Source organism: Pseudomonas sp. B21-010, assembly GCF_024749325.1.
Lineage (GTDB): Bacteria > Pseudomonadota > Gammaproteobacteria > Pseudomonadales > Pseudomonadaceae > Aquipseudomonas > Aquipseudomonas kilonensis.
In genome coordinates this window covers 4,725,473-4,748,658 of sequence record NZ_CP087198.1, presented here as the reverse complement: position 1 = coordinate 4,748,658, position 23,186 = coordinate 4,725,473, and the positions used below count along the sequence as shown (strand labels likewise).

Here is a 23,186-nt window from a genome sequence, read left to right as displayed (position 1 = left end):
GATGTCAGTTTGATGACACTCCGACGAGCATCACCATTAAATGGCCATCATCTTAGTGCTTGGCGATCGCCGTGTTGAGTTTCAGGTAATCCAGCAGGATCCGCCCGGTCTCGCTCAGGTAGGCATCGTCTTCCGGCTTGGTTTTCTCTGGCTCGGTGATCAGGTCTTCGTCCTCTTTCTTCAGCTCTTTGAGCGGTTCTTCGCCCTTGGCCTTGCGACGCAGGTTTTCCATGACCAGTTGCTTGGCCTCGATGTCGGCATGCTGCGCGCGACGGTCGGCTTCGTTGAGGGTGACGGTTTTCTCCAGCATCAACTTCTGCGCCAGGGCCAGCTTGTCGCGGATGAAGACAAACTCTGCATCCTGGGCCGTGCGGGTGTCATGTTCGGACTTGAGCTGGGCCAGGAACGGCTTGAACGGATCCACGGCCGGCTTGATCGCAGGCCGGATGGTGTCCCACGGCATGGCTTCGGGCAGGGCGCTTTCACCGATTTCCTTGGTGTCGATGATCGACGGGTAATCGATGTCAGGCAGCACGCCCTGGTGCTGGGTACTCTGGCCGGAAACCCGGTAGAACTTCGCCAGGGTCAGCTTCAGTTCGCCATGGTTGAGCGGCTGGATGGTCTGCACGGTGCCTTTGCCGAAGGTCTGGCCACCGATGATCAGCGCACGGTGATAGTCCTGCATGGCGCCGGCGAAAATCTCCGAGGCAGAAGCGGACAGGCGATTGACCAGCAAGGCCATTGGCCCCTTGTAGAACGCACCGGGGTTTTCGTCTTCCAGCACATCCACTCGACCATCGGCGTTACGCACGAGCACGGTCGGGCCTTTGTCGATGAACAGGCTGGTCAGCTCGGTGGCTTCCTGCAGGGAGCCGCCGCCGTTGTTGCGCAAGTCGATGACCACGCCGTCGACTTTTTCCTTCTGCAGCTCGGTCAGCAGTTTCTTGACGTCGCGCGTGGTGCTCTTGTAGTCCGGATCCCCGGCGCGGAAGGCCTTGAAGTCCAGGTAGAAGGCCGGGATCTCAATGATGCCGAGCTTGTAGTCCTTGCCATCCTGCTTGAGGTTGAGGACCGATTTCTTCGCTGCCTGTTCTTCCAGCTTCACCGCTTCACGGGTGATGGACACGATCTTGCTGGTCTGGTCGTTCGGCGCATTGCTGGCCGGGATGACTTCCAGGCGCACGACCGAGCCTTTCGGACCACGGATCAGCTTGACCACTTCGTCCAGGCGCCAGCCGACCACGTCGACCATTTCCTTGTTGCCTTGGGCAACGCCGATGATCTTGTCCGCCGGGCTGACCTGTTTGGTCTTGTCCGCAGGGCCCGCCGGGACCAGGCGCACGATTTTCACCTGGTCGTTGTCGCTCTGCAGCACCGCACCGATGCCTTCCAGGGACAGGCTCATGTTGATGTCGAAGTTTTCCGCGTTATCCGGCGACAGATAATTGGTGTGCGGGTCGTAGGACATGGCGAAGGTGTTGATGTACGCCTGGAAAATGTCCTCGGCGCGGGTCTGGTCCAGGCGAACCAATTGGTTCTTGTAGCGCTTGGTCAGGGTTTCCTGGATCTGCTTGGAATCCTTGCCGGCGATCTTCATGCGCAGCACTTCGTCCTTGACGCGCTTGCGCCACAGGTCGTCGAGTTCGGCTGTGCTTTTGAGCCAAGGGGCATCCTTGCGATCGACCAGCAAGGTTTCCTTGGTATTGAAATCGATTTTGTCGACGCCTTTGTTCAGCTCGGCAATGGCGTAGTCCAGACGCGCCTTCACGCGGTCCAGGTAGCGCTTGTAGATAGTGAACCCGGCGTTCAGGTCGCCGCTCTTGAGGAAGTCGTCGAACTGGGTTTTCCACTTGTCGAATTCAGCGATGTCGCTGGCCAGGAAATAACTGCGCGACGGATCGAGCAGCTTCAGGTAGCTGTCGTAGATGATGACCGAGCGCGCATCATCGAGCGGCGGCTTGCTGTAGTGATGGCGCTTGAGCAACTCGACCACGTTAAGGCTGGCAATCACCTCGTCACGATCGGGCTGAAGCTTGTCCCAGCTGTTGGCTGCGAACGTATCGTTCGACAACGGTAACAGGCCGAGGCCAATGACTAGCGCGAGGGCGGTACTGGGGAACAGATGCTTCATGCTGATTCGACGCAGGGACAATTGATAACGCATATTAGGCCGTCTTTGAAGTCGCCGGTTCCATGTGGCCCGGGCGCATAATGCAAGAAAGCCCGGCGTTGAAGCAGCGGGCCCAGTCGAGACTCACTATGGAGGCACCGTGAAAGCATTGCAAGGCGTTGAAGGCCAAGTGGTATGGGCAGATGAGCCGAGCCCGGCGTGTGATGTCGGGCAAGTTCGTATTCGTGTGGCAGCCGCCGGCCTGAATCGGGCCGATTTGCTGCAAAAAGCCGGACTTTACCCGCCGCCACCCGGCGCCAGCCAGGTGTTGGGGCTGGAGTGCGCCGGGGTGATCAGCGAGGTCGGGCCGGGCTCGTCCTGGCAGGTGGGCGACCGCGTTTGCGCGTTGCTGGCCGGCGGTGGGATGGCCGAGGAGGTGGTGGTCGATGGCCGGCATGTATTGCCGGTGCCGGAGGGCCTGTCATTGACTGAAGCGGCCGCGCTGCCGGAGGTCTACGGCACTGCGTGGCTGAACCTGTTCCAGCTGGCGGCGCTCAAGCCGGGTGAAAAAGTACTGTTGCACGCCGGGGCCAGTGGCGTCGGTTCGGCCGCGATCCAGCTGTGCAAGGCGTTCGGCAACCCATGTTGGGTCAGTGTCGGTTCGACCGAGCGGCTGGCCTATTGCGAGGCCCTGGGCGCCCAGGGTGGCGTGGTGCGCACCGACGGCCTGGAGAGTTTGAACGATCTCGGTCCGTTCGACGTGATCCTCGATCCGGTGGGCGGCAGCTACGCCAAACTCAACGTGAAACTTTTGTCAGTTGACGGCCGCTGGGTATTGATCGGTCTGATGGGCGGGCGCTCGACCGAACTCGATCTGGCGCAGGTGCTGGGCAAACGCATCCAATTGCTCGGTTCGACCTTGCGCAGCCGTGACGAGCAGTTCAAGGCCGACCTGATCAGCGAGCTGGGCCAACAGGTGTGGCCGCTGTTTGCCGACAAGCGCCTGAGCCCGCAACTGGCCAAGACCTTCGCCATCAAGGACGCCGAAGCGGCGTTTGCGGAGCTGGCGACCAACCAGGTGTCCGGGAAGCTGGTGTTGGTGATCGATGAGAGCCTGAGCTGATTTCGGCCCTGTGGGAGCGAGCTTGCTCGCGATGGCGGTGTGTCAGCTAAATCAATGCCGGCTGATCCAAAGCCATCGCGAGCAAGCTCGCTCCCACAGATGTCTTTATTTGCAGGAGCATTTGCAGGCCCGCGCCGACATGACTGGCAACCTCATCCCTATCGACGGTGGCTTGCACCTTCGGTCGGCAGCCCGTATCCGATGCGCGGGCCCTGCTAGCGTTAACTAATGGGGGATGGGGTAACCGCAGCTTTCATTTCACCCGCCAGGTGAAGAGGTTGATCATGGCCATCGCCGAATGGCGCATGCAGGGCGTCGAATTCATTGCCTGCAACTGCAATTGGGGTTGCCCCTGTCAATTCAATGCACCCCCGACCCAGGGTCACTGCCAGGCGGTGGCGTCGATGCGAGTGGAACACGGGTATTTCAATCAGGTAGCGCTGGACGGTTTGTGCTGGGCCGCCACCTTCGCTTGGCCGGGTGCCATCCATGAGGGCAACGGCAGTTGCCAGGTGTTCATCGATGAACGCGCCGACGAGGCGCAACGCCAGGCCCTGCTGACCATTCTTTCTGGCTTGGAGAGCGACCCCGGGGCCAACGTGTTTCAGGTGTTCAGTAGCACCATGAGTGAAGCGTTCGAACCGCTGTTCGTGCCCATCACCCTCTCCATCGATGTCGATCAGCGCTTGGCGCACCTGGACATTCCAGGCGTGCTGCAGGCCAGCGGCGAGCCGATCCGCAGCCCGGTCGACGGCTCACCTCATCGAGTCCGGCTGTCCTTGCCCAACGGCTTCGAGTTCCTTGAGGCCGAAGTGGCCAGCGGCAGCTACCAGACGCATTCAGCCCTCAAACTGCAATCCCAGGGCAGTCATAGCCACCTCGCCCACGTGCACTTCACCGGCCATGGCATAGAGCCGTAATGGCAGAACCTCAGGCGGTGACGCCGAGCAAGCGACTGACAGGCGAACAGTGGCTGCTCATGCTCTGCCTGCTCGCGCTGACCGCCCTGGCCTGGCTGCTGCTGTTGCGCATGGCTCGCGACATGAGTGCGCCGGGTGGCATGGCTGATGCGGCAATGGGCGGCATGCTCATGCCCCGGAGCCTGGCCGATGGGCTGCTGATGTTCGCGATGTGGGTGGTGATGATGGTCGGCATGATGCTGCCCAGCACCTTGCCCATGCTGTTGATCTACCAGCAGATGCTGCGCAAGCGCATGCCGGCACCGCGGCGACACCTGGCCCTGCTGCTGTTCTGCGGCGCCTATGTCCTGGTCTGGGCCGGTTTTGCCCTGGGCGCCACGGCGCTGCAATGGGCGCTCGAGCAGCTCGCCCTGCTCAGTCCGGGGATGCGCAGCACCAGTACCGCGCTGGGCGCCGGCCTGCTGCTGGTAGCAGGCGTCTATCAATGGCTGCCAGGCAAGGCGGTCTGCCTTGAGCATTGTCGCGGGCCGCTGCATTTTCTGCTCAGCTACTGGCGCCCCGACGTGCTCGGCGGCTGGCGCATGGGCCTGGCCCATGGCGCTTACTGCCTGGGCTGCTGCTGGGCCCTGATGGGCCTGCTGTTCGTGGTCGGCGTGATGAACCTGCTCTGGGTGGCAGTGATCGGTGCCTTCATCTTGCTGGAGAAAAACCTGCCGCAGGGACTCTGGCTCAGTCGTCTCTGCGGTGTGTTGTTGCTCGGCTGGAGCCTGTGGCTGCTGCTGGGCTGAACCTGAACCTGAACCTGAACCTGTGGGAGCGAGCTTGCTCGCGATGGCGGTGGATCAGATAAATCAATGCCGGCTGATCCACCGCTATCGCGAGCAAGCTCGCTCCCACAGAGGGCTTATTTCCAGGTATGGATTGGCCACCCGGCCGATTCGGCATGAGCCTTCAATACCGGGTCGGGGTTCACTACGTGCGGGTAATCGACCTTGAGCAACAGCGGCAGGTCATTGCGCGAGTCGGAATAGAAACTCGCGCCTTCCAGGTTCTCCTCCTCGGCATCCAGCCAGTCCAGCAGCCGCGCGATCTTGCCTTCGCGGTAGGTCAGGGTGCCCACGGTCTTGCCACTGTACACCCCATGGGCCACTTCAAGTTCGATCGCCAGGATCTCGTCGATGCCCAGGCGCTCTGCAATCGGCTTGACCAGGTGCGTGCCCGAGGCCGAGATCACCAGGATCCGGTCGCCGGCCTTGCGGTGTTCGGCGATGGTCTTGGTGGCGTCGCTGAAGATGATCGGCTCGATGAAGTCTTCCACCCACGGTGCCACCAGGTGCTCGATTTCTTCCGGTGTGCGGCCGATCATCGGTTCCAGGCTGAAGTCCATGTACTCTTCCATGCTCAGCTTGCCGTGGCTGTAGGCGTCCATCAGCGCGTTGTTGCGCTGCATGAACGACTCGGGATCGACCCAGCCCAGGCGCCCCATCTGTTCGCTCCAGAGGGTGGCGCAGTCGCCGTGGATCAGGGTTTCGTCCAGATCAAAAATTGCCAGGGCCATCAGCGCGTTTTCCTCTTCAAGATCAGCTTCAAAATCGATAAAGCCATCAGGCTACCTCACACAGCGCCGACGGATCGATGGAAAGTGACAGGCGTGCGCCATCGGGGTGCAGGTCGGCGGCCGAGCGATTGAGTACATCCACCACCAGTTCCACGCCACGGGCCTCGACCCGGTAGCGAATCACGTTGCCCAACAGGCTGTGGCTGCGGATCAGCGCATCGGCCTCGCCGTTGCGGCTCAGCTCGATGGCTTCCGGACGGATGGCGATACGGCCACTCACCGGCCGTTGCAGCAGTTTGGTCGCGCTGTCGGCGTCCAGCAGGTTGTAGTTGCCGATGAAACCGGCGGCAAAGACGTCGACTGGCGCTGTGTAAAGGGTTTCGGCATCGCCGCTTTGTACGATCTTTCCCTGGTTCATCAGGAAAATCCGGTCAGACATGGTCAGCGCTTCTTCCTGGTCGTGTGTGACGAAGATCGTGGTCAGGCCCAACTCACGCTGGATCTGTCGGATCTGTTCGCGCAAGTGCTTGCGAATCCGTGCATCCAGGGCCGACAGCGGCTCGTCCAGCAGCAACAGGCGCGGCCGGGTCACCAGGGAGCGGGCGAGGGCGACGCGCTGGCATTGGCCGCCGGACAGTTGATGGGGATAGCGGCCGGCAAAATCATGCAGCTCCACCAGGCGCAGGATCTCCAGCACACGCTTGTGGCTGTCCGAGGCGTCGACTTTTTGCATGCGCAGGCCGAAGGCGACGTTCTGTTCCACGGTCATGTTGGGGAACAAGGCGTAGCTCTGGAAGACCATGCCGATCCCGCGTTTCTGCGGGCTCAATGGGACGATGTCTTGCCCGTCCAGGATGATCTGGCCGGCATCCACTGCGGTCAGGCCGGCAATGCAGCGCAACAGCGTGGATTTGCCACAACCGGAAGGGCCGAGCAGGGTGACGAATTCGCCCTTGCGGATCTCGCAATTGATGTCGCTGAACAGCGGCGTGCCGGCGTAGCTTTTTTGCAGGTGTTGGACGCTGACGTAGCTCATTGGCTTTTGTCCTTGTTCAAGATGTTGGCCGCCCAGGTCAGGACCAGTACGAAGAAGAAGTAGGAAATCACCAGCGCACTGGTGAAGTGACCGCTGCTGTTGCGCATGTTGTTCAGGTACACCTGCAGCGTTTCATAGCGAGTGCCGACGAGGATGTTGGCGAACACGAATTCGCCGAACAGGAACGAGAAGGACAGCAGCAACGCCACCATCAAGCCCTTGCGCAGGTTCGGCAGCACCACCAGGAGCGCGGCCTGGAAGGTGCTGGCGCCGAGCAGTTGGGCGGCGTCCATCAGGTCGCGCAGGTTGATGGCTTGCAGGTTGTTGGTGATCGCCCGGTACATGAACGGCAGGGCAACGGTGAAGTAGCAGCCGATCAGGATCCATGGCGTGCCGACCATCGCCAGCGGTCCGGAGCCGTAGAGTTGCAACAGCCCCACCGACGACACCACCGGCGGCACCGCGAAGGGCAGCAGGATGAGGATGTTCATCAGCGCGTCGAGTCTGGGGAAGTGGTAATGCACCACGAACAGCAACGGCAGGATCAACACCACCGAGAGCACCAGCGCACCGACGCAGACCAGCAGCGATTGGCCGAAGGCGTGGAGAAAACGCGGATCGCTCCACAACTGCACATACCATTTGAACGTGAAGCCGCTGGGTAGCACGGTGGCCGACCAACTGCTGGCGATGGAGTAGACGAGCGTGCCGGCCAGGGGCAGCAGCAGGATGGCGAACAGCAGGTACACCACCGCCCGATGATAGAGTCCGACGGAGCCCGGTTCAGCGCGAGACATGGTAGCTCCTCTTGAGCAGCAACTGATGGACGATGGTGACCACGGTCATCAACGCCACCAATATCACGGCCAGGGCACTGGCCATGTTCGGGTCGAGGGAAATATCGCCGGAGACCATGGCGGCGATGCGAATCGGCAACACGTTGAAGTTGCCGGTGGTCAGCGCATAGACCGTGGCGTAGGCGCCGAGGGCGTTGGCCAGCAGGATCACGAAGGTGCCCAGCAGCGCCGGGGTCAGCACTGGCAAGCCGATGTGGCGCCAGAACTGCCAGCCGTTGGCGCCCAGCAGCTCGGCGGATTCGCGCCAGTCTTCGCGCAGGGCGTCGAAGGCCGGATAGAGCAGCAGCACGCCCAGGGGGATCTGGAAGTAGGTGTAGAGGATGATCAGCCCGGTTTTGGAGTACAGGTTGAAATCCTCGATGACCCCCGCCTGTTTGAGCATGATCGTGATGCTGCCGTTGAACCCGAGCAAAATGATGAAGGCGAAGGCCAGGGGCACGCCAGCGAAGTTGCTGGTCATGTTGGCGAAAGCGTTGACGAAGTTGCGCAGCCGCGAATCCACCTGGCGCAGGGAGTAGCTGCCCAGCACGGCGATGACGATGCCGAACACACTGGACCAGAAGCTGATCTCCAGGCTGTGCTGGATCGCTTGCAGGTAGAACTTGGAACTGAAGATCTTGCTGAAGTTGGCCAGGCCCCAGCCGAACTCTTCCGATTCCAGGCTGTTGACCAGCACCCAAAGCAGCGGGGCGATCTGGAACACGATGAAGAAAATCGCGAAGGGCACCAGGCACAACGCTGCCAGCCATTTGCCGCGCGTCATGGCGTTCACTTGAGTAACTCCTGGCAATAGGGTTTGTCGTGGGCGACGCCGAGCAACTGGCAAATGGTGCCGCACAGCTCGGTCTGCCTCGGCGCGGCAGCGGGGTCGAGGCTGAAGCCGCTGCCCAGGACGAACAGCGGCACTTCCCGTTCTTCGGCCAGCAGGCCGTTGTGGGAACGGTCGTTGTTCATGCCGTGGTCGGAGGTCACCAGCACCTGGTAACCGGCGTCGAGCCAGTCTTGCAGGTAGACCGCCAGGTTGATGTCGGCCGAGCGGGCGCTGTTGCGGTATTGCGGGGTGTCGAGGCCGTGCTTGTGCCCGGCGTCGTCGATGTTCATCGGGTGCACCAGCAGGAAGTTCGGCAAGTAGCGCTGGCGCAGGTGTTCGGCGTCGGCGAACAGATGGGAATCGGGGTAGTGGTCATTCCAATAGAAATGCCCGTACTGGATCGGCAAATCGGGGTTGTCGGTGTGACGATCACGACCGGCCACGAAGGGCGAGACGTTGTAGAGCTCGCTGACCCAGTGATACGCCGCGGCCGCCGTACTCAAGCCGGCCTGGGTGGCGTAGTGGAAAATGCTGCGCTGGTTCGACAGGCGCGAGACGTTGTTGTGCACGATCCCGCTGTCGATGGGCACGACGCCAGTGAGGATGCATTCATAGAGCGGGCGGGACAGGGCGGGCAACTCACATTCCAGTTTGTAGAGGGCCGCGCGTCCTGCGCCGACGTAAGCCTGCAAGTGCCCCATGGCATGCCGGGCGACCTCATGGTTGAGACCGTCGAGCACCACCAGGATGACGTTGTGCTTCATGGGTACCGGGACTCCGGGCAGATACCAGAAAGCTCGAATCCCCGGGAACCTGATGCGCAAGCCAGCTTCTGTGGGAGCGAGCTTGCTCGCGATGAAGGCGACACGGTTCAACTGCAAGACCGTGTCATCGTTTATCGCGAGCAAGCTCGGCTCCCACAGGGATTGCTTTCACATTTGGGTGCCCAGTGGATAGCCGAGCGGGAGCTAGCGCCTCACTTCATCTCGACGATGACTTGTTCATTCCACGCCTGCGGCAGCGCCTTGGAAGTCTTCTCCCAAGCATCCGCGTCCTTGATCGGGGTCACGCCTTTGTACTGCTCGTTCGGCAGCAGCTTGGCCTTGACCTCTTCCGGCAGGGTCAGGTGCTCGGCGCGGATCGGACGGGCGTTGCCCTTGGCCAGGTTGATCTGGCCGGCGTCGCTGAAGATGTACTCGCGAGCCAGCTTGGCGGCATTCGGGTGCTTGGCGTATTTGTTGATGATGGTGGTGTAGCCGGAGATGACCGAGCCGTCGGACGGAATCAGCACGACGTAGTCATCCGGGTTGGCCATCTTGGCCTTGTAGCTCAGGCCGTTGAAATCCCAGACCACGCCGACTTCGACTTCACCTTTCTCCATCGTGGCGATGGTCGGGTTGGCCATGGACAGGCGCCCTTGCTTGGCGATTTCGGCGAACATCAACAATGCCGGCTGGACGTTCTTCTCGTTGCCACCGTTGGCCAGGGCCGCGGCCAGCACGCCGTTGGCGGCTTGGGCGGCGGTGCTCACGTCACCGATGGAGACTTTGTATTTGCCGGTCTTCAGGTCCGCCCACTTGGTCGGCACTTCGGAACCGTGCAGCAGCTTCTTGTTGACGATGAACGCGATGGTGCCGGTGTAGGCCAATGCCCAGTTGCCGTCCTGGTCCTTGGCCCAGGCAGGGACTTGTTCCCAGGTGCTTGGCTTGTAGGGTTGGACCACGCCCTGCTTGACCGCGATCGGGCCGAACGCTGCACCGACGTCGCCGATGTCGGCGCTGGCGTTGTCTTTCTCGGCGGCGAACTTGGCGATTTCCTGGGCCGAGCTCATGTCGGTGTCGATGTGTTTCAGGCCGTAGACCTTGGCCAGGTCGTCCCAGGTGCCTTTCCAGTTTGCCCAGTCATCGGGCATGCCGACGCTGTTCACGGCGCCTTCCGCTTTCGCAGCGGCTTCCAACGTTTTCAGATCGGTGTCAGCGGCCATGGCGGCGGTGCACATGGCAATGGTCGAGCCTAACAGTGATGCCAGGAAAAGCTGTTTCATCCGAAGCTCCTATGGGCGTTTTCAACGCTGCGATTGCGGTTGTGTTGGTCTAGGTCAGCAATACCTGAGCCAATGTAGGCGAGCCCTGTGACATTTTGATGTCGGTGTTGGAGGGACCAGGAAATGCCCGGCTCGTGGAGGTTGGCTGCAAATTAAGCGTAGACCATGGTTAAACAGCTGATATGAAAGGACTTGGCCGTTAATTTGCACGCTAGCAAAACGACCGTTCGGCGGCTCTGTCATCTGCCAGTCATGTGCAGTGCCTAGGCTTGCTGGACCAAGAAGCGGATCGATGGACAGTCGATCTTGCCCCGAAACAGTGCTGGTCTAGTCCAGATAGGTAACGTTGATGCGCATCGATGCAACCAAAGCGGTGACAGCCATCGGACAGGTCTTGCAAGAGCAGCTCGACCACGGGTTGCTGGCGCCTGGCAGCAAATTGCCGGCCGAGCGCAAGCTCAGTGAATTGTTCGGGACCACGCGGATTACCGTGCGTGAGGCGTTGTTGCAGCTCGAAGCCCAGGGGCAGATTTATCGGGAGGAGCGCCGGGGCTGGTTCGTCTCGCCGCCGCGCCTGGCCTACAACCTGATGCAGCGCAGCCATTTCCACGCCATGGTCGCAGCCCAGGGGCGTGTGCCTTCTACCCAAGTGATCTCGGCGCGTCTGCAACCCGCTTCGGCGGCGGTGTGCGCCTGGTTGCAGCTGCCGGCATTGTCCAGCGTGATCCAGATCTGCCGCGTGCGGCGTATCGACGAGCGGCTGGTGCTGTACGTCGAGCACTACCTGAACCCGCAGTATTTTCCGGACATCTTGGGGTTTGACCTCGACCAGTCCATCACCGAACTGTACGCCCGCCATTACGACCTGCACTACGGCCGGGTGAAGTTTGAAATCGTGCCCACCTCGTTACAGCCGGAAGCGGCAGCGGCGTTGAAGGTTTCGGTGGGCAGCCCCGGGCTTCGCATCGCACGGGTCAACTATGACCAGCACCAGCGGCTGATCGATTGCGACCTGGAGTTCTGGCGACACGATGCGATCCATGTCGGCGTGGATGTGCCGGAACAACCTGTACCGGAACAATCGCCCGCAGCCTGAGGCAGGGTCAGAGCGACTCGTTGAGCTTGCTCAGGATCTTGATCACCACCGTGGCGAGGATCAGCAACATGCCGATCCACATGGCAAAGACCCCGACGCTCTTGTCACGGAAGTTGAAGCCGATGGCCAGCAGGATCATGCCGGCAATAATGGGCACCAGCATGGCGTTGAACGAAGACATCGAGATCATGGCGACAGCCTTGTCGGGGAAGGATAGGGCCAGTCTAGTTGGGGTTTTGCCGGGGTGTGCTGATGTATGTCACGGCCTCCTCGAATCTTGAGGCGGACATCATTGTGGCGAGGGAGCTTGCTCCCGCTCCAGTGCGTAGCACTGGCCAATCTGCATTCAGTTGCGGATTTGGGGCGGCTGCGCCACCCAGCGGGAGCAAGCTCCCTCGCCACAGGGTTTAGCTGCAACTGCAACTATGGCAACTCGCGAGAGGCGTAGAACGCGCTCAGCACCTTCACCAGATGCGCCAGGTCATGGCTGCCGCACAGTTCGCGGATCGAATGCATGGCGAAGGTCGGTAAACCGATGTCCACGGTGCGCACGCCCAGCTGGCTGGCGGTGATCGGGCCGATGGTCGAGCCACAGCCCATGTCGCTGCGCACCACGAAGCTCTGCACCGGCACTTCTTCCGCCATGCACAGGTGGCGGAAGAACCCGGCGGTTTCGCTGTTGGTGGCGTAGCGCTGGTTGCTGTTGACCTTGATCACCGGGCCGGCGTTGAGCTTGGGGCCGTGGTTGGCGTCGTGCTTGTCGGCATAGTTGGGATGCACGCCGTGGGCGTTGTCCGCCGACACCAGCAGGGATTTCTGAATGGTGCGGACGAACTCTTCACCTTCAGGCAGCAGGCGACGCAGGGTCTGTTCCAGCATCGGGCCGTCGGCGCCACAGGCCGAGCACGAGCCGACTTCTTCGTGATCGTTGCACACCAGCACGCAGGTTTCTTCGGTGTCAGCGTTCAGCAACGCTTGCAGGCCGGCGTAGCACGACAGCAGGTTGTCCAGGCGCGCACCGGCGATGAAATCGCCGTGCAGGCCAATGACCGCGGCGCTTTGCGTGTCGTAGAAACTCAACTCGTAATCGAGTACCACGTCGGCATTCAGGCCGTGTTCGCGGGCCAGTTGATCGGTGAGCACAGCCCGGAAATCAACGCGCTCGTCCCCGGCGAACTGGGCAAGGATCGGCGGCAGTTCATTCTGCGGGTTGATGGCCCAGCCCTGGTTGGCTTCGCGATTGAGGTGGATGGCCAGGTTCGGAATCGTGGCGATCGGCGCCTTGAAATCGATCAACTGGCTTTCGACCTTGCCATCGCGGCGGAAGGTCACGCGCCCGGCCAGGGACAGGTCGCGGTCGAACCACGGCGCCAGCAACGCGCCGCCGTAGACTTCCACGCCCAGTTGCCAGAACCCGTGGCGTTGCAGTTCCGGCTGCGGCTTGACCCGCAGGCAGGGGCTGTCGGTGTGGGCGCCGACCAGGCGGATGCCATCGTGCAACGGTGAGTTGCGGCCGAGCTTGAAGGCGATGATCGAGGAGTCGTTGCGCGTGACGTAGTAGCGACCGTTGGCCTCGGTGGCCCAGGTCTCGCGTTCGTCAAGACGCTGATAGCCTGCCGCCTCCAGGCGTTTGGCAAGGCTGGCGGTGGCATGGAACGGGGTAGGGGAGGCCTTGAGAAAGTCGATCAGGCCCTGGTTCAACTCTGCGCGCATAAGAAACTCCAGACAGCAATGGGCGGCAGTTTACCCCATCGACCGCCTGCATTGCAGACCCAATCCCCCGTCACGGATTGTTCTGTGGTCCGGCGATCGATCAGCCCGAGACAGCGATCCGCTTGCGCAAGTGCGCCATGATCAAGGGCTTGTCTTGTGCCTTGGACGGTTCTGGCAGGTGCTGCGGCCAGTGCTCCAGTTGGCCGAACAGCTGTTGCTGGCGCTCCGGGTCCAGGCGAAGAATCTCCCGCGATGCCGAATCCCACCAATGGTGGCGGCAAAGGTTGTAGTAGGGATGCTCCGGTGCTGCGCTGCCATACAGCAGGTCGCGACCGATCTTGTGCAAGGCGCCGCGCTGGTGGCGCAATTTCCATTTGATCTTCAGCCGCCGCCAGGCAGAGGGGAAAGGTCGGGTGCGCGGTACGTCATGGCAACGCTCGATCAACTGCGCGCTGAACGCCTCGCCGTGTTGGGCAAAGAAGTGCGCCAACATGGTGTGGAAGAAGCGTTTCTCGGCGAAGTAGTGATAGACGTGTTTGTTGGTTTCGTTAATGGTCTGGTTGCGTAGCGTGAACGAGATCGCGATCTGTTCGATGGTGTGGATGTCGAAGCCACCTTCGGTCCATTCATCGATCAGCTCGACGGCCTGGCCCAGCAGCGCAGCGTCGTTGTCAGTCACGCCGCACAGCCCGCTGTTGTAGAGCTTGAAGCTGTTGTCCGGGGTGATGCCGTGGCGGCGCAGGCGCGTACCCAGCTTGAGGTAATCCTCGCGCTTGCAGACGAAGTCCCAGTTGTATTCGAAGCTGTCCATCAGGTATTGCCCTGGCTGGATTTGCTTGAACAGCAGGTCGGGATCGGCGAGGAACAGCGTGTCGGTGTCGACGAACAGGGTTTTTTCCGCCAGTGTCAGGCTGGCCGCGATGGCGCAGGCTTTGCGCCGGTGAATGTAACCATTATTGCCTTGCCACTCGGTCAGCAACTGCGGGCTCAACGCGAGGGTCTCCACCGGCCAGCCCTGATAGTCCTCAGGCCGGTCGGTCAGGATCCTGATGGTGGGCAGGGTCGACGGATTGCCGTGGGCGAGGGCAGTCAGGATGCTGAACTTGGCCTCGTGGCGATAAGCGTCCTTGTCGCCATAGACCAGGTACAGCAACTGATGGCGGACTTTTTTGACGGGCGTTTCCTGAAAATCAATAACCTGCATGCCAAGCCTTTATCGAATTTAGAACGGTGCCGGGCACTCGAAGCGCAAGCGCTCACCGCTTTGCGGATGGGTGAAGCTCAGCATGCTGGCGTGCAGGCACAGGCGCGGCCAGGCAGCGAGGGCCTGCGGGTGGGCGTAGAGTCCGTCGCCCAGCAGCGGATGACCGATGGACAGCATGTGCACGCGCAATTGGTGCGAGCGCCCGGTAATCGGCGTGAGTTCGACCCGGCACCAGTCGCCGCAACGTTCCAGTACGCGCCAGAAGGTCAGGGCGTGTTTGCCGTGCTCATGGTCCACCACATGCCGAGGTTTGGTCGGCGGGTCGTAGCGCAAGGGCAGGTCGATGCTGCCGCTGTCCAGTTCCGGCTGGCCCCAGCACAGCGCCGTGTAGGCTTTTTCGGTTTCGCGATCATGAAATTGCCGGGACAGTTCGCGATGAGTGTCCGGGTCGCGGGCCAACAGGATGATGCCGGAGGTTTCCCAGTCCAGTCGGTGCACGATTCGGGCTTCCGGATAGCCGTTTTCCTGCAGGCGGGTGATCAGGCAGTCCTTGTTGTCGTCGGCCCGGCCGGGCACGGAGAGCAACAGGGTCGGCTTGTCGACCACCAGGACGGCGGCGTCCTGATGAATGATGCGGATGTTGGACAGGGGCATTGAAAACAGTCTCGTTACAAACGCCAACGGCGGCTCGGGCCTGTCGTCCTATATGTAGGAGCTGGCGAAGCCTGCGATCTTTTCCGAGCTTCCTTGAGTTCAAGTCAAGATCAAAAGATCGCAGGCTTCGCCAGCTCCTACACAAGGGCGCTGAGCCCGAGCCGCCGTGGCTACCGCAGGATCTATCAGCGATCCGGCAGGGTGATGTTGAGTTCCAGGATCGAGCAGCTGCCCTGGCTTTCCAGTGCCACATGCACGTCATCGCTACCGATGTTGACGTATTTGCGGATCACTTCCACCAGTTCCTTCTGCAAGGCCGGCAGGTAGTCAGGGGTGCTGCGTTGGCCGCGTTCGTGCGCCACGATGATCTGTAGACGCTCTTTCGCGACCGAGGCGGTACTGGGCTTTTTGTTGGCACGAAAGAAGTCAAAAAGGTTCATTACCTACCTCCAAACAGGCGCTCGAAGAAACCCTTCTTCGTTACATCGAGGAAACGATGCTCCACGGTTTTGCCCAGCAGGCGATCAACGGCATCGCTATATGCCTGGCCGGCATCGCTCTGGTCGTCGAGAATCACCGGCACGCCGGAGTTGGAAGCCTTGAGTACCGCTTGGGATTCGGGAATGACACCCAGCAGGGTGACGGCGAGGATTTCCTTGACGTCTTCGACGCCGAGCATTTCGCCATCGCTGACCCGTTGCGGGTTGTAGCGAGTCAGCAGCAGGTGTTCCTTGATCGGCTCTTCGCCCTGCTCGGCACGACGGGATTTGCTCGCCAGCAGGCCCAGCATGCGGTCGGAGTCACGGACCGACGACACTTCCGGGTTGGTCACGACAATCGCTTCGTCCGCGAAGTACATGGCCAGGTGGGCACCTTTCTCGATACCGGCCGGGGAGTCGCACACCACGAACTCGAAGTCTTCCTTGAGTTGCATCAGGACTTTTTCCACGCCTTCCTGGGTCAGCGCGTCTTTGTCGCGGGTCTGGCTGGCGGCCAGCACGTAGAGGTTCTCAAGGCGCTTGTCCTTGATCAGGGCTTGTTGCAGGTTCGCTTCGCCGTTGACCACGTTGACGAAGTCGTAGACCACGCGACGCTCGCAACCCATGATCAGGTCCAGGTTACGCAGGCCGACGTCGAAGTCGACGATGACTGTCTTGTGGCCGCGCAGAGCGAGACCGGTACCGATAGCGGCGCTGGTGGTGGTCTTACCCACACCACCCTTGCCGGATGTAACCACGAGAATCTTGGCCAAGGTGTTTCACCCCTAAGGAAAAAGGACTTTTTCAGCCCCTGAAAAACATCTCTGGAAAACTGCTGCAATTGGACAGGCTTGGCTGGAATCGGATGTCGGGCGGGGTCTACCTCCGGTAAACACTGCCTGATCCTTTTTCCTACGTCGTTTAAGCCGTTTTCGCTCGTTTTAGAGATGCTTGGAAAATGCGGCAGTATCCGTTAAAGCCGAATGATGTTCAACACGTCGCCCGACAGGCTGATCTGAACGCCGGCCCCCCACAACGGATCGCGGCGCAAATCCTCGGAGACCTTGTACTGCCCGGCGATGGAGACCAGTTCAGCGCTCAATTGCTGACAGAAGATCCTGGCTTTCGTATCGCCCTTGACGCCGGCCAGCGCGCGGCCGCGCATCGGGCCGTATACATGGATGTTGCCATCGGCGAGAAGTTCCGCCCCCGGGCTGACCGAGGACACGATGACCAGATCGCCACCCTGGGCGTAAATCTGCTGCCCGCCGCGTACTGGCGAGGTGATGACGCGTGTCGGCTTGATGGTGGGTTCCGGTGGTTTTTCCGGGACTTTCTTGGCTTCGACCGGGCTCAGTTCCAGCACGCGCTCCCGGGCGCCGGACGGCGGCAGGACCGGAATGTCCACGGCGATGGCGGCGGCGATGTCTTCGATGCGGCTGGCGCGGATCGCCAGGGTGCGCAGGCCGTGTTGGCGGCAAACGCGCATCAGGCCTGGCAGGTCCACCGCGCCTTCGCCGGCCGGCAGTTTGTCCAGGGCCAGCACCAGTGGTGCATTGCTGAAGAAGTTCGGCGCCTGGGCGACTTTGGCCGCCAACTGCCGGTCGAGGCCTTCCAGGTCGTTGCGGGCCAGCTCCAGCACCGTAATGGCGAGCATGCTGCCCTTCAACTGGAACACGGGATCTTGGTCTAGCGGTTCGGTTTGGCTCATGGTCGGCGTACAACGGCTTGTCACTAAAAGTGCCGAGACTTATAACGAGATCGTCCGCCAGCCGCAACCCGGGTCGAACAATGTAGAATGCGCGGCCCATGTCTTAATGGAAGCTGTAATGGATCGCCCGCGTTTTCGAGCTGCATTTTTTCATCCGCGTTTCTGGCTGCTGTGGTGCGGCCTGGGCCTGTTGTGGCTGATCGTTCAGTTGCCTTATCCGCTGTTGCTGCGGGTCGGTCGCGCACTGGGTGCGCTGATGTACCGAGTGGCCGGCGACCGACGGCGCATCGCCCGTCGCAATCTGGAGCTGTGTTTCCCGCAAAAGTCCGCCGCCGAGCGCAAGCGTCTGCTCAAGGAAAACTTTGCCTCCACCGGCATCGCCTTTTTTGAAATGGCCATGAGTTGGTGGTGGTCGCGTTCGCGCCTGGCGAAACTGGCCCATGTCGAAGGGCTGGAGCATCTCAAGCAGGCCCAGCGCGAGGGCAAGGGCGTGATCCTGATGGCGCTGCATTTCACCACCCTGGAAATCGGCGCGGCGTTGCTCGGCCAGCAGCACACCATCGATGGCATGTACCGCGAGCACAAGAACCCGCTGTTCGACTACATCCAGCGCCGCGGCCGCGAGCGGCACAACCTCGACTCCCTGGCCGTGGAGCGTGACGACGTGCGCGGCATGCTCAAGCTGCTGCGGGCCGGACGGGCGATCTGGTATGCGCCGGACCAGGATTACGGCGCCAAGCAGAGCGTGTTCGTGCCGTTGTTCGGCATCCAGGCCGCGACGGTCACCGCCACCAGCAAGTTCGCCCGCCTGGGCAAGGCACTGGTGGTGCCCTTCATCCAGGAACGCCTGGCCGACGGTAGCGGTTATCGCCTGGTGATCCAGGCCCCGCTGACGGATTTTCCGGGCGAGACCGAGGAAGCCGATTGCATCCGCATCAACCAGTGGGTCGAGCAGTCGGTGAGTGATTGTCCCGAGCAATACCTCTGGGCCCACCGGCGCTTCAAGAGCCGTCCGCCGGGCGAGCCGAAGCTGTACGACAAACGCGGTTGAGCCGGTAGTCCGCCATTTTTCAGCAGCACCTTGAGCACGGAGCATTGCGATGACCCCAGCTGAACCGGTTACAGGTTTGATTCTTTCCGGCGGCGGGGCTCGAGCGGCGTATCAGGTAGGCGTACTGGCGGCCATCGCCGAATTGTTGCCGGACGGTGCGGACAACCCGTTCCCGGTAATCGTCGGTACGTCGGCCGGGGCGATCAACGCAGTCAGCCTGGCGAGCGGGGCGATGGACTTCAAGACCGCCATCGAGCGGCTGACGGCGTTCTGGCAAGCGGTGCACAGCCATCAGGTCATGCGCAGCGACTGGCGAGGCGTGATCGCCCAGGCGATGCGTTTCATCAGCCACAGCCTGTTGGGCCTGGGGGCCAAGTTGCCGGTGGCGCTGATCGACAGCTCGCCGCTGCGCGAGCTGCTCCAGGCCCAATTCCACGCTTCGGGTATCGAACTGGCCATCGCCGAGCAGCAACTGCGCGCGGTGGCGGTGACGGCATTCGGCTATGAATCCGGCCAGGCCGTCACGTTCTACCAAGGGCGCGGGACCATCGATGCCTGGCTGCGACATCGACGTATCGGGGTGCCGACGCAGTTATCAGTGGAGCACCTGCTGGCCAGCTCGGCGATTCCCTTGTTGTTCGCGCCGGTCAGGATCGGCCCGCAATACTTCGGTGACGGCGCGGTACGGCAATCAGCGCCCATCAGCCCGGCCTTGCACCTGGGGGCCAATCGGGTGCTGGTGATCGGTGTCAGCGGCAACCCCCGTGGCGCTGGTGGGCAGGATCCCGCCGAGCGCAGCTACACCGGCCTGCAACCGACCCTGGCGCAGATCGGCGGCCATATGCTCAACAGCACGTTCATTGACAGCCTGGAAAGCGACATCGAGTTGCTTGAGCGTCTGAACGGGTTCAGTCACCTGCTACCCGACGACGTACCGGCCCACGCCCTCGGCGCGGCGCCGGTGGACGTGCTGGTGATTTCCCCAAGCCAGCCGATCGACGAAATCGCCGCCCGCCATCGCCAGGAACTGCCCCGTGCGCTGCGGTTATTCTTGCGCGGGCCGGGTGCGACCAAGACCAGCGGCGCGGGGGTGCTGAGTTATCTGTTGTTCGAGTCGGGCTATTGCAGCGAACTGATCGAGCTGGGACGCCAGGATGCGTTGGCGCAGCGTGAGGCGTTGAGTCGGTTTTTGGGGTTGTCCTGACTGATGCAAGCAGGTCCACCGCTATCGCGAGCAAGCTCGCTCCCACAAGGGGTTTGCGGTGGACGCTTAAACTGAGCCCAACACACAACCAATGTGGGAGCGAGCCTGCTCGCGATGACGGCGGCACATTCAGCATCGACTCAGGCTGACCCACCGCTATCGCGAGCAAGCTCGCTCCCACAGGGTATTGCTGCGGATGTAGATCCCAGGATCAGAAATGGTACTTCAGCAAGAAGCTGGTATTGCTCTGGTTGGTCTTGAACCCGTCGCTGTCTTCGATCCCGTACTTGTTCTTCCAGTAGTCATACTCCACGCCCACATACAACTGCTTGGCACCGAGCTTCAACGCCTTGCCCAGGTCATATTTGATCTGCGGGTTGATGTGCAGGTTGGCGTGGTAGGTGCCCTTGGAGTTGGTGTCGTTGTCCACCACCCAGTCGATGAAACCGTCGATCAGGAGGTCGGATGAGCCCATGGGGATGGTGTAGGCCCAGGTCGGGGTGATCTGCCAGACGTTGTCGCCGGCGCGTGGACCTTCGGTCTGGCGGTTGTAGAAGTTCAGCTGGAAGTAGTCGAAGCCGGGAATCGCCAGGTCGAAACCCGGGCCGATCAGGTAGGACTCGTTGTCGCCTTCGCCGAATTCATACGTCATGGCCAGCAGCACGTCCTTGATCGGGCCCAGTTCCAGCTTCTGGTCGAAGATCTTGCCGAACGACAGGCGTGGGCTGAACTCGCCGTAGTAGGTGTTCGGGCCGGACTGGCTGTCGTCCTGGCCGTTGTAGAAGATCCGATCGAGGAAGAAGAAGTTGTCCCCGTATTTCCAGGCGTCGGCGTGTTCGAAGGTCACGGTCTGCTGGATGCGCGGGTTGACCTGGAAATCCTTGCCATACAGGTAGGTCAGGCTGTTGTTCTGCCACTGGAACAGGTCGTCGGCCATCGCTTGGCCCCCGGCCAACAAGGCTCCTGCGAGTATCAGGCTGGTGCACGTACGTTTCATTCGGTTTGCTCCCAAAGGTAAGTGGTACCGCTTTTTTTTCAGGTCAGCGCTCTGGTGTGGCGCCTTTTTCCTCGGATAAAAAACATCCGTTCGGTCAGCTTTTTGCGCGTGGCAAATGCTGATAGCAAGAGCTGAGCCAAGGCCGGGGCAAACCCGGAAAAGACTCATCCAGCTGTTTGGAACAGTCGAAAAAGGTGTGTTCAGAAGGGCGCTTATTCTATCCGCCGGCGCCTGGATAAGTTGGCGGGCCGGTCAGGATCGGAGGGGGTTTTTGTGTCGGCCGGTTTCGAACGGCCGCGCAGGATACGGGCTTGCCTTAAGGGGCTCAAGTGCCCTGCAACGGCGCATCCGTGGCGAATTTGGGGCGTACTGGCGGGACTGGATCATCAGGTGCTTTCCTCTTGTTTTTATTGTTGAGGCGCAGGCAGTCGCTGACGGGCGACCGGTGGTGTGCCGGCCGGCCTGTCAGCGGTATGACGTGTGACGTTATTGGCGCGCGAGGCTCAGTTGGTCCGCGCGCCCTGGTTGATCCACGCGCCGATCAGATCGCGTTCCTGCTGGGTCATCTGGGTGATGTTGCCCAAGGGCATGATCTGGTTGGTCACGGCCTGGGCCTGGATGCGCGCGGCCTGTTGCTGGATCTGCTCTGGCGTATCGAACATCACTCCACCCGGCGCGGCGCTGAACAGCGGGCTGGTGGGCTTGGCCGAATGGCAGACCGAGCAGCGTTCCTGGATCACGCTATGGACCTTTTCGAACGACGGGCCCTGGGCGTTGGCGGCCTGGGTGGGCGCCGCTGTCGGTGCGGCGGGGGCTGTCGCCGGTTTCGCGCCACCACCCACCGCCGTTTCCGGTAGCGGTTGGTACTCGATGGCGGCGGGTGCCTTGGCCACGTCGGGTGCGCTGGAGATGGGCTTGGGACCGGTAACGTAAGCCAGGCAGATCATCGCCAGGGCACCGACTGGCAGCGTCCAGGCAAACCGGTTGCTGTCATGGCGGGTGTTGAAGTAATGGCGCACCAACACCGCCGCCACGGCGATCCCGGCCAGGATCAGCCAGTTGTACTGGCTGCCGTAGGTGCTCGGGAAATGGTTACTGATCATGATGAACAGCACTGGCAGGGTGAAGTAGTTGTTGTGGCGCGAACGCAACAAACCCTTGGCCGGCAGTGCAGGATCGGGCGTGCGGTTCTCGGCGATGGCCGCCACCAGCGCACGCTGGGCCGGCATGATGATGCGGAACACGTTGCCGACCATGATCGTCCCGATGACCGCCCCGACGTGCAGGTAGGCACCGCGACCGCTGAACACCTTGCTGAACCCGTAGGCCGCGGCGATCAACAGCACGAACAGGATCACGCCGAGCAGGGCAGGGCGCTTGCCCAGGGCCGAGTCGCAGAGGAAGGAATAGACGAACCAGCCGACGAGCAACGAACCGAGGCCCAGGGCGACGCCTTCGGGGCCGCTCAGGCTGCTGCCGGGAGCCAGCAAGTAGACAGTCGGGTTCCAATAGAACACCACGCACAACAGCGCGATGCCCGACATCCAGGTGAAGTAGGCTTCCCACTTGAACCAGTGCAGGTTGTCCGGCATGGACGGTGGCGCGAGTTTGTATTTTTCCAGGTGGTAGATACCGCCACCGTGGATGGCCCACAGGTCACCGGCCAGACCGCTCCTGGGGTTGACGCGATTGAGGTTGTTTTCCAGCCAGACGAAGTAGAACGACGCGCCGATCCAGGCCACGCCAGTGATCATGTGAACCCAGCGTACGCTCAGGTTCAGCCATTCCAGCATATGTGCTTCCACAGTCTTTACCTCTCGCCCGTCACGCTTGTTTTCGCGTGATCGGACCTTCTCTTGGGGACGGTGTGAAAACGTAGCGAGCGAAGGCAAGACAAGGCGAAAACTGGCGAGAAAGCGGAGTTGACTTTAGTCAATGAGCATTTCGAGTCAGTTTTCAACGCAGTATTGCCGAGCGCAGTAGTTTTCACTCCGTCCGCTGGTGGGGGGCGAGGATCAAATACTCATCCTCTTTGAAAAAATGCTCATCGCAGTTATTGCCTGTGCCACTGCGATCAACCACCAGGAAGTCATCCCGCTTTTCGATCGTCAGCACCGGGTGGTGCCAGACGCCGCGATGGTAATTAATGCCCTGCCTGCCGTTGGTGACGAAGGCGCGGACCAAACCTGATACAGGTGCATCGCCAAGTGGCGCGACCACGATCAGAAAGGGGTTGCCGAGCAGCGGAATGAACGCCTGGCTGCCCAGCGGATGGCGCTCCAGCATGCGTACGGTCAGCGGCATGTCCAGCGCGTCGGCGCGGAAAATGCTGATGATCGCCTTGTCGTCCGGCGTGGCGGTTTCCACCGTCGCCAGGCGATGGAAGCGCATGGTCGAACCGTTGTTGATCATGAAGTGATCGCTGCCATCGGTTTCGATCACGTCACCGAATGGGGCGAAGGCTTCTTTGGTCAACGGTTCGATCTTGAGTGTGCGCATGCTGGTCTTCTTACCTTGAATTCTGTGTTGTTTGTTGTACTGCCATCGCGAGCAAGCTCGCTCCCACAGGGGAATGCATGTCAAATGTGGGAGCGAGCTTGCTCGCGATTCGGGTTCAC

General features: G+C 61.3%; 23 protein-coding genes. 6 read left to right on the top strand and 17 right to left on the bottom strand.

The genetic code is table 11. From position 1 onward, the window contains the following. Positions 1-52 precede the first annotated feature (52 nt). On the bottom strand, positions 53-2,131 hold the full coding sequence (locus LOY50_RS21040; RefSeq protein WP_214509814.1) for a carboxy terminal-processing peptidase: 2,079 nt from the start codon (positions 2,129-2,131) through the stop codon (positions 53-55). 139 nt (positions 2,132-2,270) lie between these two features. Between LOY50_RS21040 and LOY50_RS21035 the strand changes: the two genes are divergently transcribed. From LOY50_RS21035 to LOY50_RS21025, 3 genes are all read left to right on the top strand, one after another. Beyond that, positions 2,271-3,233, top strand: coding sequence for a zinc-binding dehydrogenase (locus LOY50_RS21035; RefSeq protein WP_063324792.1), 963 nt, complete (start codon positions 2,271-2,273; stop codon positions 3,231-3,233). 284 nt (positions 3,234-3,517) lie between these two features. Next, positions 3,518-4,153, top strand: a complete 636-nt coding sequence (locus tag LOY50_RS21030; protein ID WP_214509609.1) for a DUF1326 domain-containing protein — start codon at positions 3,518-3,520, stop codon at positions 4,151-4,153. Beyond that, complete coding sequence (locus LOY50_RS21025; RefSeq protein WP_258689096.1) at positions 4,153-4,941, top strand: DUF2182 domain-containing protein; 789 nt, start codon at positions 4,153-4,155, stop codon at positions 4,939-4,941. The genes LOY50_RS21030 and LOY50_RS21025 overlap by 1 nt, the downstream gene beginning before the upstream one ends. A gap of 116 nt (positions 4,942-5,057) precedes the next feature. On the opposite strand, the gene LOY50_RS21020 is transcribed toward LOY50_RS21025, so the two are convergent. From LOY50_RS21020 to LOY50_RS20995, 6 genes are all read right to left on the bottom strand, one after another. Continuing rightward, entirely contained in the window at positions 5,058-5,711 is a 654-nt protein-coding gene (locus tag LOY50_RS21020) for an HAD family phosphatase (protein ID WP_253477116.1), read from the bottom strand. A gap of 46 nt (positions 5,712-5,757) precedes the next feature. Then, positions 5,758-6,747 (bottom strand): ABC transporter ATP-binding protein, encoded by a 990-nt coding sequence (locus LOY50_RS21015; RefSeq protein ID WP_258689094.1) that lies wholly within the window; start codon positions 6,745-6,747, stop codon positions 5,758-5,760. Next, positions 6,744-7,544 (bottom strand): ABC transporter permease, encoded by an 801-nt coding sequence (locus LOY50_RS21010; protein WP_214509613.1) that lies wholly within the window; start codon positions 7,542-7,544, stop codon positions 6,744-6,746. The genes LOY50_RS21015 and LOY50_RS21010 overlap by 4 nt, the downstream gene beginning before the upstream one ends. Then, entirely contained in the window at positions 7,531-8,367 is an 837-nt protein-coding gene (locus LOY50_RS21005) for an ABC transporter permease subunit (protein WP_258691265.1), read from the bottom strand. Before LOY50_RS21005 ends, LOY50_RS21010 begins: the two co-directional genes overlap by 14 nt. Before the next feature lie 5 nt (positions 8,368-8,372). After that, positions 8,373-9,179: an alkaline phosphatase family protein gene (locus LOY50_RS21000; RefSeq protein ID WP_253477110.1), complete on the bottom strand. Its 807-nt coding sequence runs from the start codon at positions 9,177-9,179 to the stop codon at positions 8,373-8,375. A gap of 212 nt (positions 9,180-9,391) precedes the next feature. Then, a complete protein-coding gene (locus tag LOY50_RS20995) occupies positions 9,392-10,459 on the bottom strand; it encodes an ABC transporter substrate-binding protein (protein ID WP_253477107.1) in 1,068 nt (355 codons plus the stop codon). Positions 10,460-10,808: 349 nt separating this feature from the next. Between LOY50_RS20995 and LOY50_RS20990 the strand changes: the two genes are divergently transcribed. Beyond that, the gene (locus LOY50_RS20990; protein ID WP_253477104.1) at positions 10,809-11,555 is read left to right on the top strand and encodes a UTRA domain-containing protein; all 747 of its coding nucleotides are present in this window, start codon (positions 10,809-10,811) and stop codon (positions 11,553-11,555) included. Between the two features lie 7 nt (positions 11,556-11,562). Here the strand turns inward: LOY50_RS20990 and LOY50_RS20985 are convergent, their stop codons facing one another. From LOY50_RS20985 to minC, 7 genes are all read right to left on the bottom strand, one after another. Further along, positions 11,563-11,745 carry a hypothetical protein gene (locus LOY50_RS20985; protein WP_214509616.1) on the bottom strand — a complete coding sequence of 61 codons (183 nt, stop codon included), beginning with the start codon at positions 11,743-11,745 and terminating at the stop codon, positions 11,563-11,565. A 233-nt stretch (positions 11,746-11,978) separates the two neighbouring features. Beyond that, positions 11,979-13,268: a M18 family aminopeptidase gene (locus LOY50_RS20980; RefSeq protein ID WP_014339686.1), complete on the bottom strand. Its 1,290-nt coding sequence runs from the start codon at positions 13,266-13,268 to the stop codon at positions 11,979-11,981. A gap of 100 nt (positions 13,269-13,368) precedes the next feature. Next, entirely contained in the window at positions 13,369-14,472 is a 1,104-nt protein-coding gene (locus tag LOY50_RS20975; protein ID WP_258689091.1) for a hypothetical protein, read from the bottom strand. Positions 14,473-14,490: 18 nt separating this feature from the next. Then, positions 14,491-15,126, bottom strand: a complete 636-nt coding sequence (locus tag LOY50_RS20970; protein WP_003204542.1) for an RluA family pseudouridine synthase — start codon at positions 15,124-15,126, stop codon at positions 14,491-14,493. A gap of 185 nt (positions 15,127-15,311) precedes the next feature. Further along, positions 15,312-15,566 carry a cell division topological specificity factor MinE gene (gene minE, locus LOY50_RS20965; protein ID WP_003179111.1) on the bottom strand — a complete coding sequence of 85 codons (255 nt, stop codon included), beginning with the start codon at positions 15,564-15,566 and terminating at the stop codon, positions 15,312-15,314. Further along, entirely contained in the window at positions 15,566-16,378 is an 813-nt protein-coding gene (minD, locus tag LOY50_RS20960; protein ID WP_025214989.1) for a septum site-determining protein MinD, read from the bottom strand. Before minD ends, minE begins: the two co-directional genes overlap by 1 nt. Before the next feature lie 200 nt (positions 16,379-16,578). Beyond that, positions 16,579-17,316 carry a septum site-determining protein MinC gene (gene minC, locus LOY50_RS20955; protein WP_057452460.1) on the bottom strand — a complete coding sequence of 246 codons (738 nt, stop codon included), beginning with the start codon at positions 17,314-17,316 and terminating at the stop codon, positions 16,579-16,581. Positions 17,317-17,434: 118 nt separating this feature from the next. Here minC and LOY50_RS20950 point away from each other — a divergent pair, with 118 nt between their 5' ends. Then, the gene (locus LOY50_RS20950) at positions 17,435-18,367 is read left to right on the top strand and encodes a lipid A biosynthesis lauroyl acyltransferase (protein ID WP_057452459.1); all 933 of its coding nucleotides are present in this window, start codon (positions 17,435-17,437) and stop codon (positions 18,365-18,367) included. A 49-nt stretch (positions 18,368-18,416) separates the two neighbouring features. Then, entirely contained in the window at positions 18,417-19,571 is a 1,155-nt protein-coding gene (locus LOY50_RS20945; protein ID WP_258689090.1) for a patatin-like phospholipase family protein, read from the top strand. A gap of 211 nt (positions 19,572-19,782) precedes the next feature. Here the strand turns inward: LOY50_RS20945 and LOY50_RS20940 are convergent, their stop codons facing one another. The 3 genes from LOY50_RS20940 to LOY50_RS20930 form a co-directional block, all read right to left on the bottom strand. Beyond that, a complete protein-coding gene (locus tag LOY50_RS20940) occupies positions 19,783-20,568 on the bottom strand; it encodes an outer membrane protein OmpK (protein ID WP_214509621.1) in 786 nt (261 codons plus the stop codon). A gap of 503 nt (positions 20,569-21,071) precedes the next feature. Next, complete coding sequence (locus LOY50_RS20935; RefSeq protein ID WP_253477092.1) at positions 21,072-22,373, bottom strand: urate hydroxylase PuuD; 1,302 nt, start codon at positions 22,371-22,373, stop codon at positions 21,072-21,074. Positions 22,374-22,554: 181 nt separating this feature from the next. Continuing rightward, positions 22,555-23,067, bottom strand: coding sequence for an ureidoglycolate lyase (locus LOY50_RS20930; protein ID WP_253477089.1), 513 nt, complete (start codon positions 23,065-23,067; stop codon positions 22,555-22,557). Positions 23,068-23,186: the final 119 nt, after the last annotated feature.

What these genes read in the sequence shown, in the direction of transcription:
- LOY50_RS20950 (WP_057452459.1), top strand. Translation starts at nt 17,435, where the DNA reads ATGGATCGCCCGCGTTTTCGAGCTGCATTTTTTCATCCGCGTTTCTGG.
- minC (WP_057452460.1), bottom strand. Translation starts at nt 17,316, where the DNA reads ATGAGCCAAACCGAACCGCTAGACCAAGATCCCGTGTTCCAGTTGAAG.
- LOY50_RS21030 (WP_214509609.1), top strand. Translation starts at nt 3,518, where the DNA reads ATGGCCATCGCCGAATGGCGCATGCAGGGCGTCGAATTCATTGCCTGC.
- LOY50_RS21015 (WP_258689094.1), bottom strand. Translation starts at nt 6,747, where the DNA reads ATGAGCTACGTCAGCGTCCAACACCTGCAAAAAAGCTACGCCGGCACG.
- LOY50_RS20975 (WP_258689091.1), bottom strand. Translation starts at nt 14,472, where the DNA reads ATGCAGGTTATTGATTTTCAGGAAACGCCCGTCAAAAAAGTCCGCCAT.
- LOY50_RS20970 (WP_003204542.1), bottom strand. Translation starts at nt 15,126, where the DNA reads ATGCCCCTGTCCAACATCCGCATCATTCATCAGGACGCCGCCGTCCTG.
- LOY50_RS21010 (WP_214509613.1), bottom strand. Translation starts at nt 7,544, where the DNA reads ATGTCTCGCGCTGAACCGGGCTCCGTCGGACTCTATCATCGGGCGGTG.
- LOY50_RS20940 (WP_214509621.1), bottom strand. Translation starts at nt 20,568, where the DNA reads ATGAAACGTACGTGCACCAGCCTGATACTCGCAGGAGCCTTGTTGGCC.
- LOY50_RS20985 (WP_214509616.1), bottom strand. Translation starts at nt 11,745, where the DNA reads ATGATCTCGATGTCTTCGTTCAACGCCATGCTGGTGCCCATTATTGCC.
- LOY50_RS21020 (WP_253477116.1), bottom strand. Translation starts at nt 5,711, where the DNA reads ATGGCCCTGGCAATTTTTGATCTGGACGAAACCCTGATCCACGGCGAC.
- LOY50_RS21025 (WP_258689096.1), top strand. Translation starts at nt 4,153, where the DNA reads ATGGCAGAACCTCAGGCGGTGACGCCGAGCAAGCGACTGACAGGCGAA.
- LOY50_RS21000 (WP_253477110.1), bottom strand. Translation starts at nt 9,179, where the DNA reads ATGAAGCACAACGTCATCCTGGTGGTGCTCGACGGTCTCAACCATGAG.
- LOY50_RS21005 (WP_258691265.1), bottom strand. Translation starts at nt 8,367, where the DNA reads ATGACGCGCGGCAAATGGCTGGCAGCGTTGTGCCTGGTGCCCTTCGCG.
- LOY50_RS20945 (WP_258689090.1), top strand. Translation starts at nt 18,417, where the DNA reads ATGACCCCAGCTGAACCGGTTACAGGTTTGATTCTTTCCGGCGGCGGG.
- minE (WP_003179111.1), bottom strand. Translation starts at nt 15,566, where the DNA reads ATGAACCTTTTTGACTTCTTTCGTGCCAACAAAAAGCCCAGTACCGCC.
- LOY50_RS21040 (WP_214509814.1), bottom strand. Translation starts at nt 2,131, where the DNA reads ATGAAGCATCTGTTCCCCAGTACCGCCCTCGCGCTAGTCATTGGCCTC.
- LOY50_RS20930 (WP_253477089.1), bottom strand. Translation starts at nt 23,067, where the DNA reads ATGCGCACACTCAAGATCGAACCGTTGACCAAAGAAGCCTTCGCCCCA.
- LOY50_RS20980 (WP_014339686.1), bottom strand. Translation starts at nt 13,268, where the DNA reads ATGCGCGCAGAGTTGAACCAGGGCCTGATCGACTTTCTCAAGGCCTCC.
- LOY50_RS20990 (WP_253477104.1), top strand. Translation starts at nt 10,809, where the DNA reads ATGCGCATCGATGCAACCAAAGCGGTGACAGCCATCGGACAGGTCTTG.
- LOY50_RS20995 (WP_253477107.1), bottom strand. Translation starts at nt 10,459, where the DNA reads ATGAAACAGCTTTTCCTGGCATCACTGTTAGGCTCGACCATTGCCATG.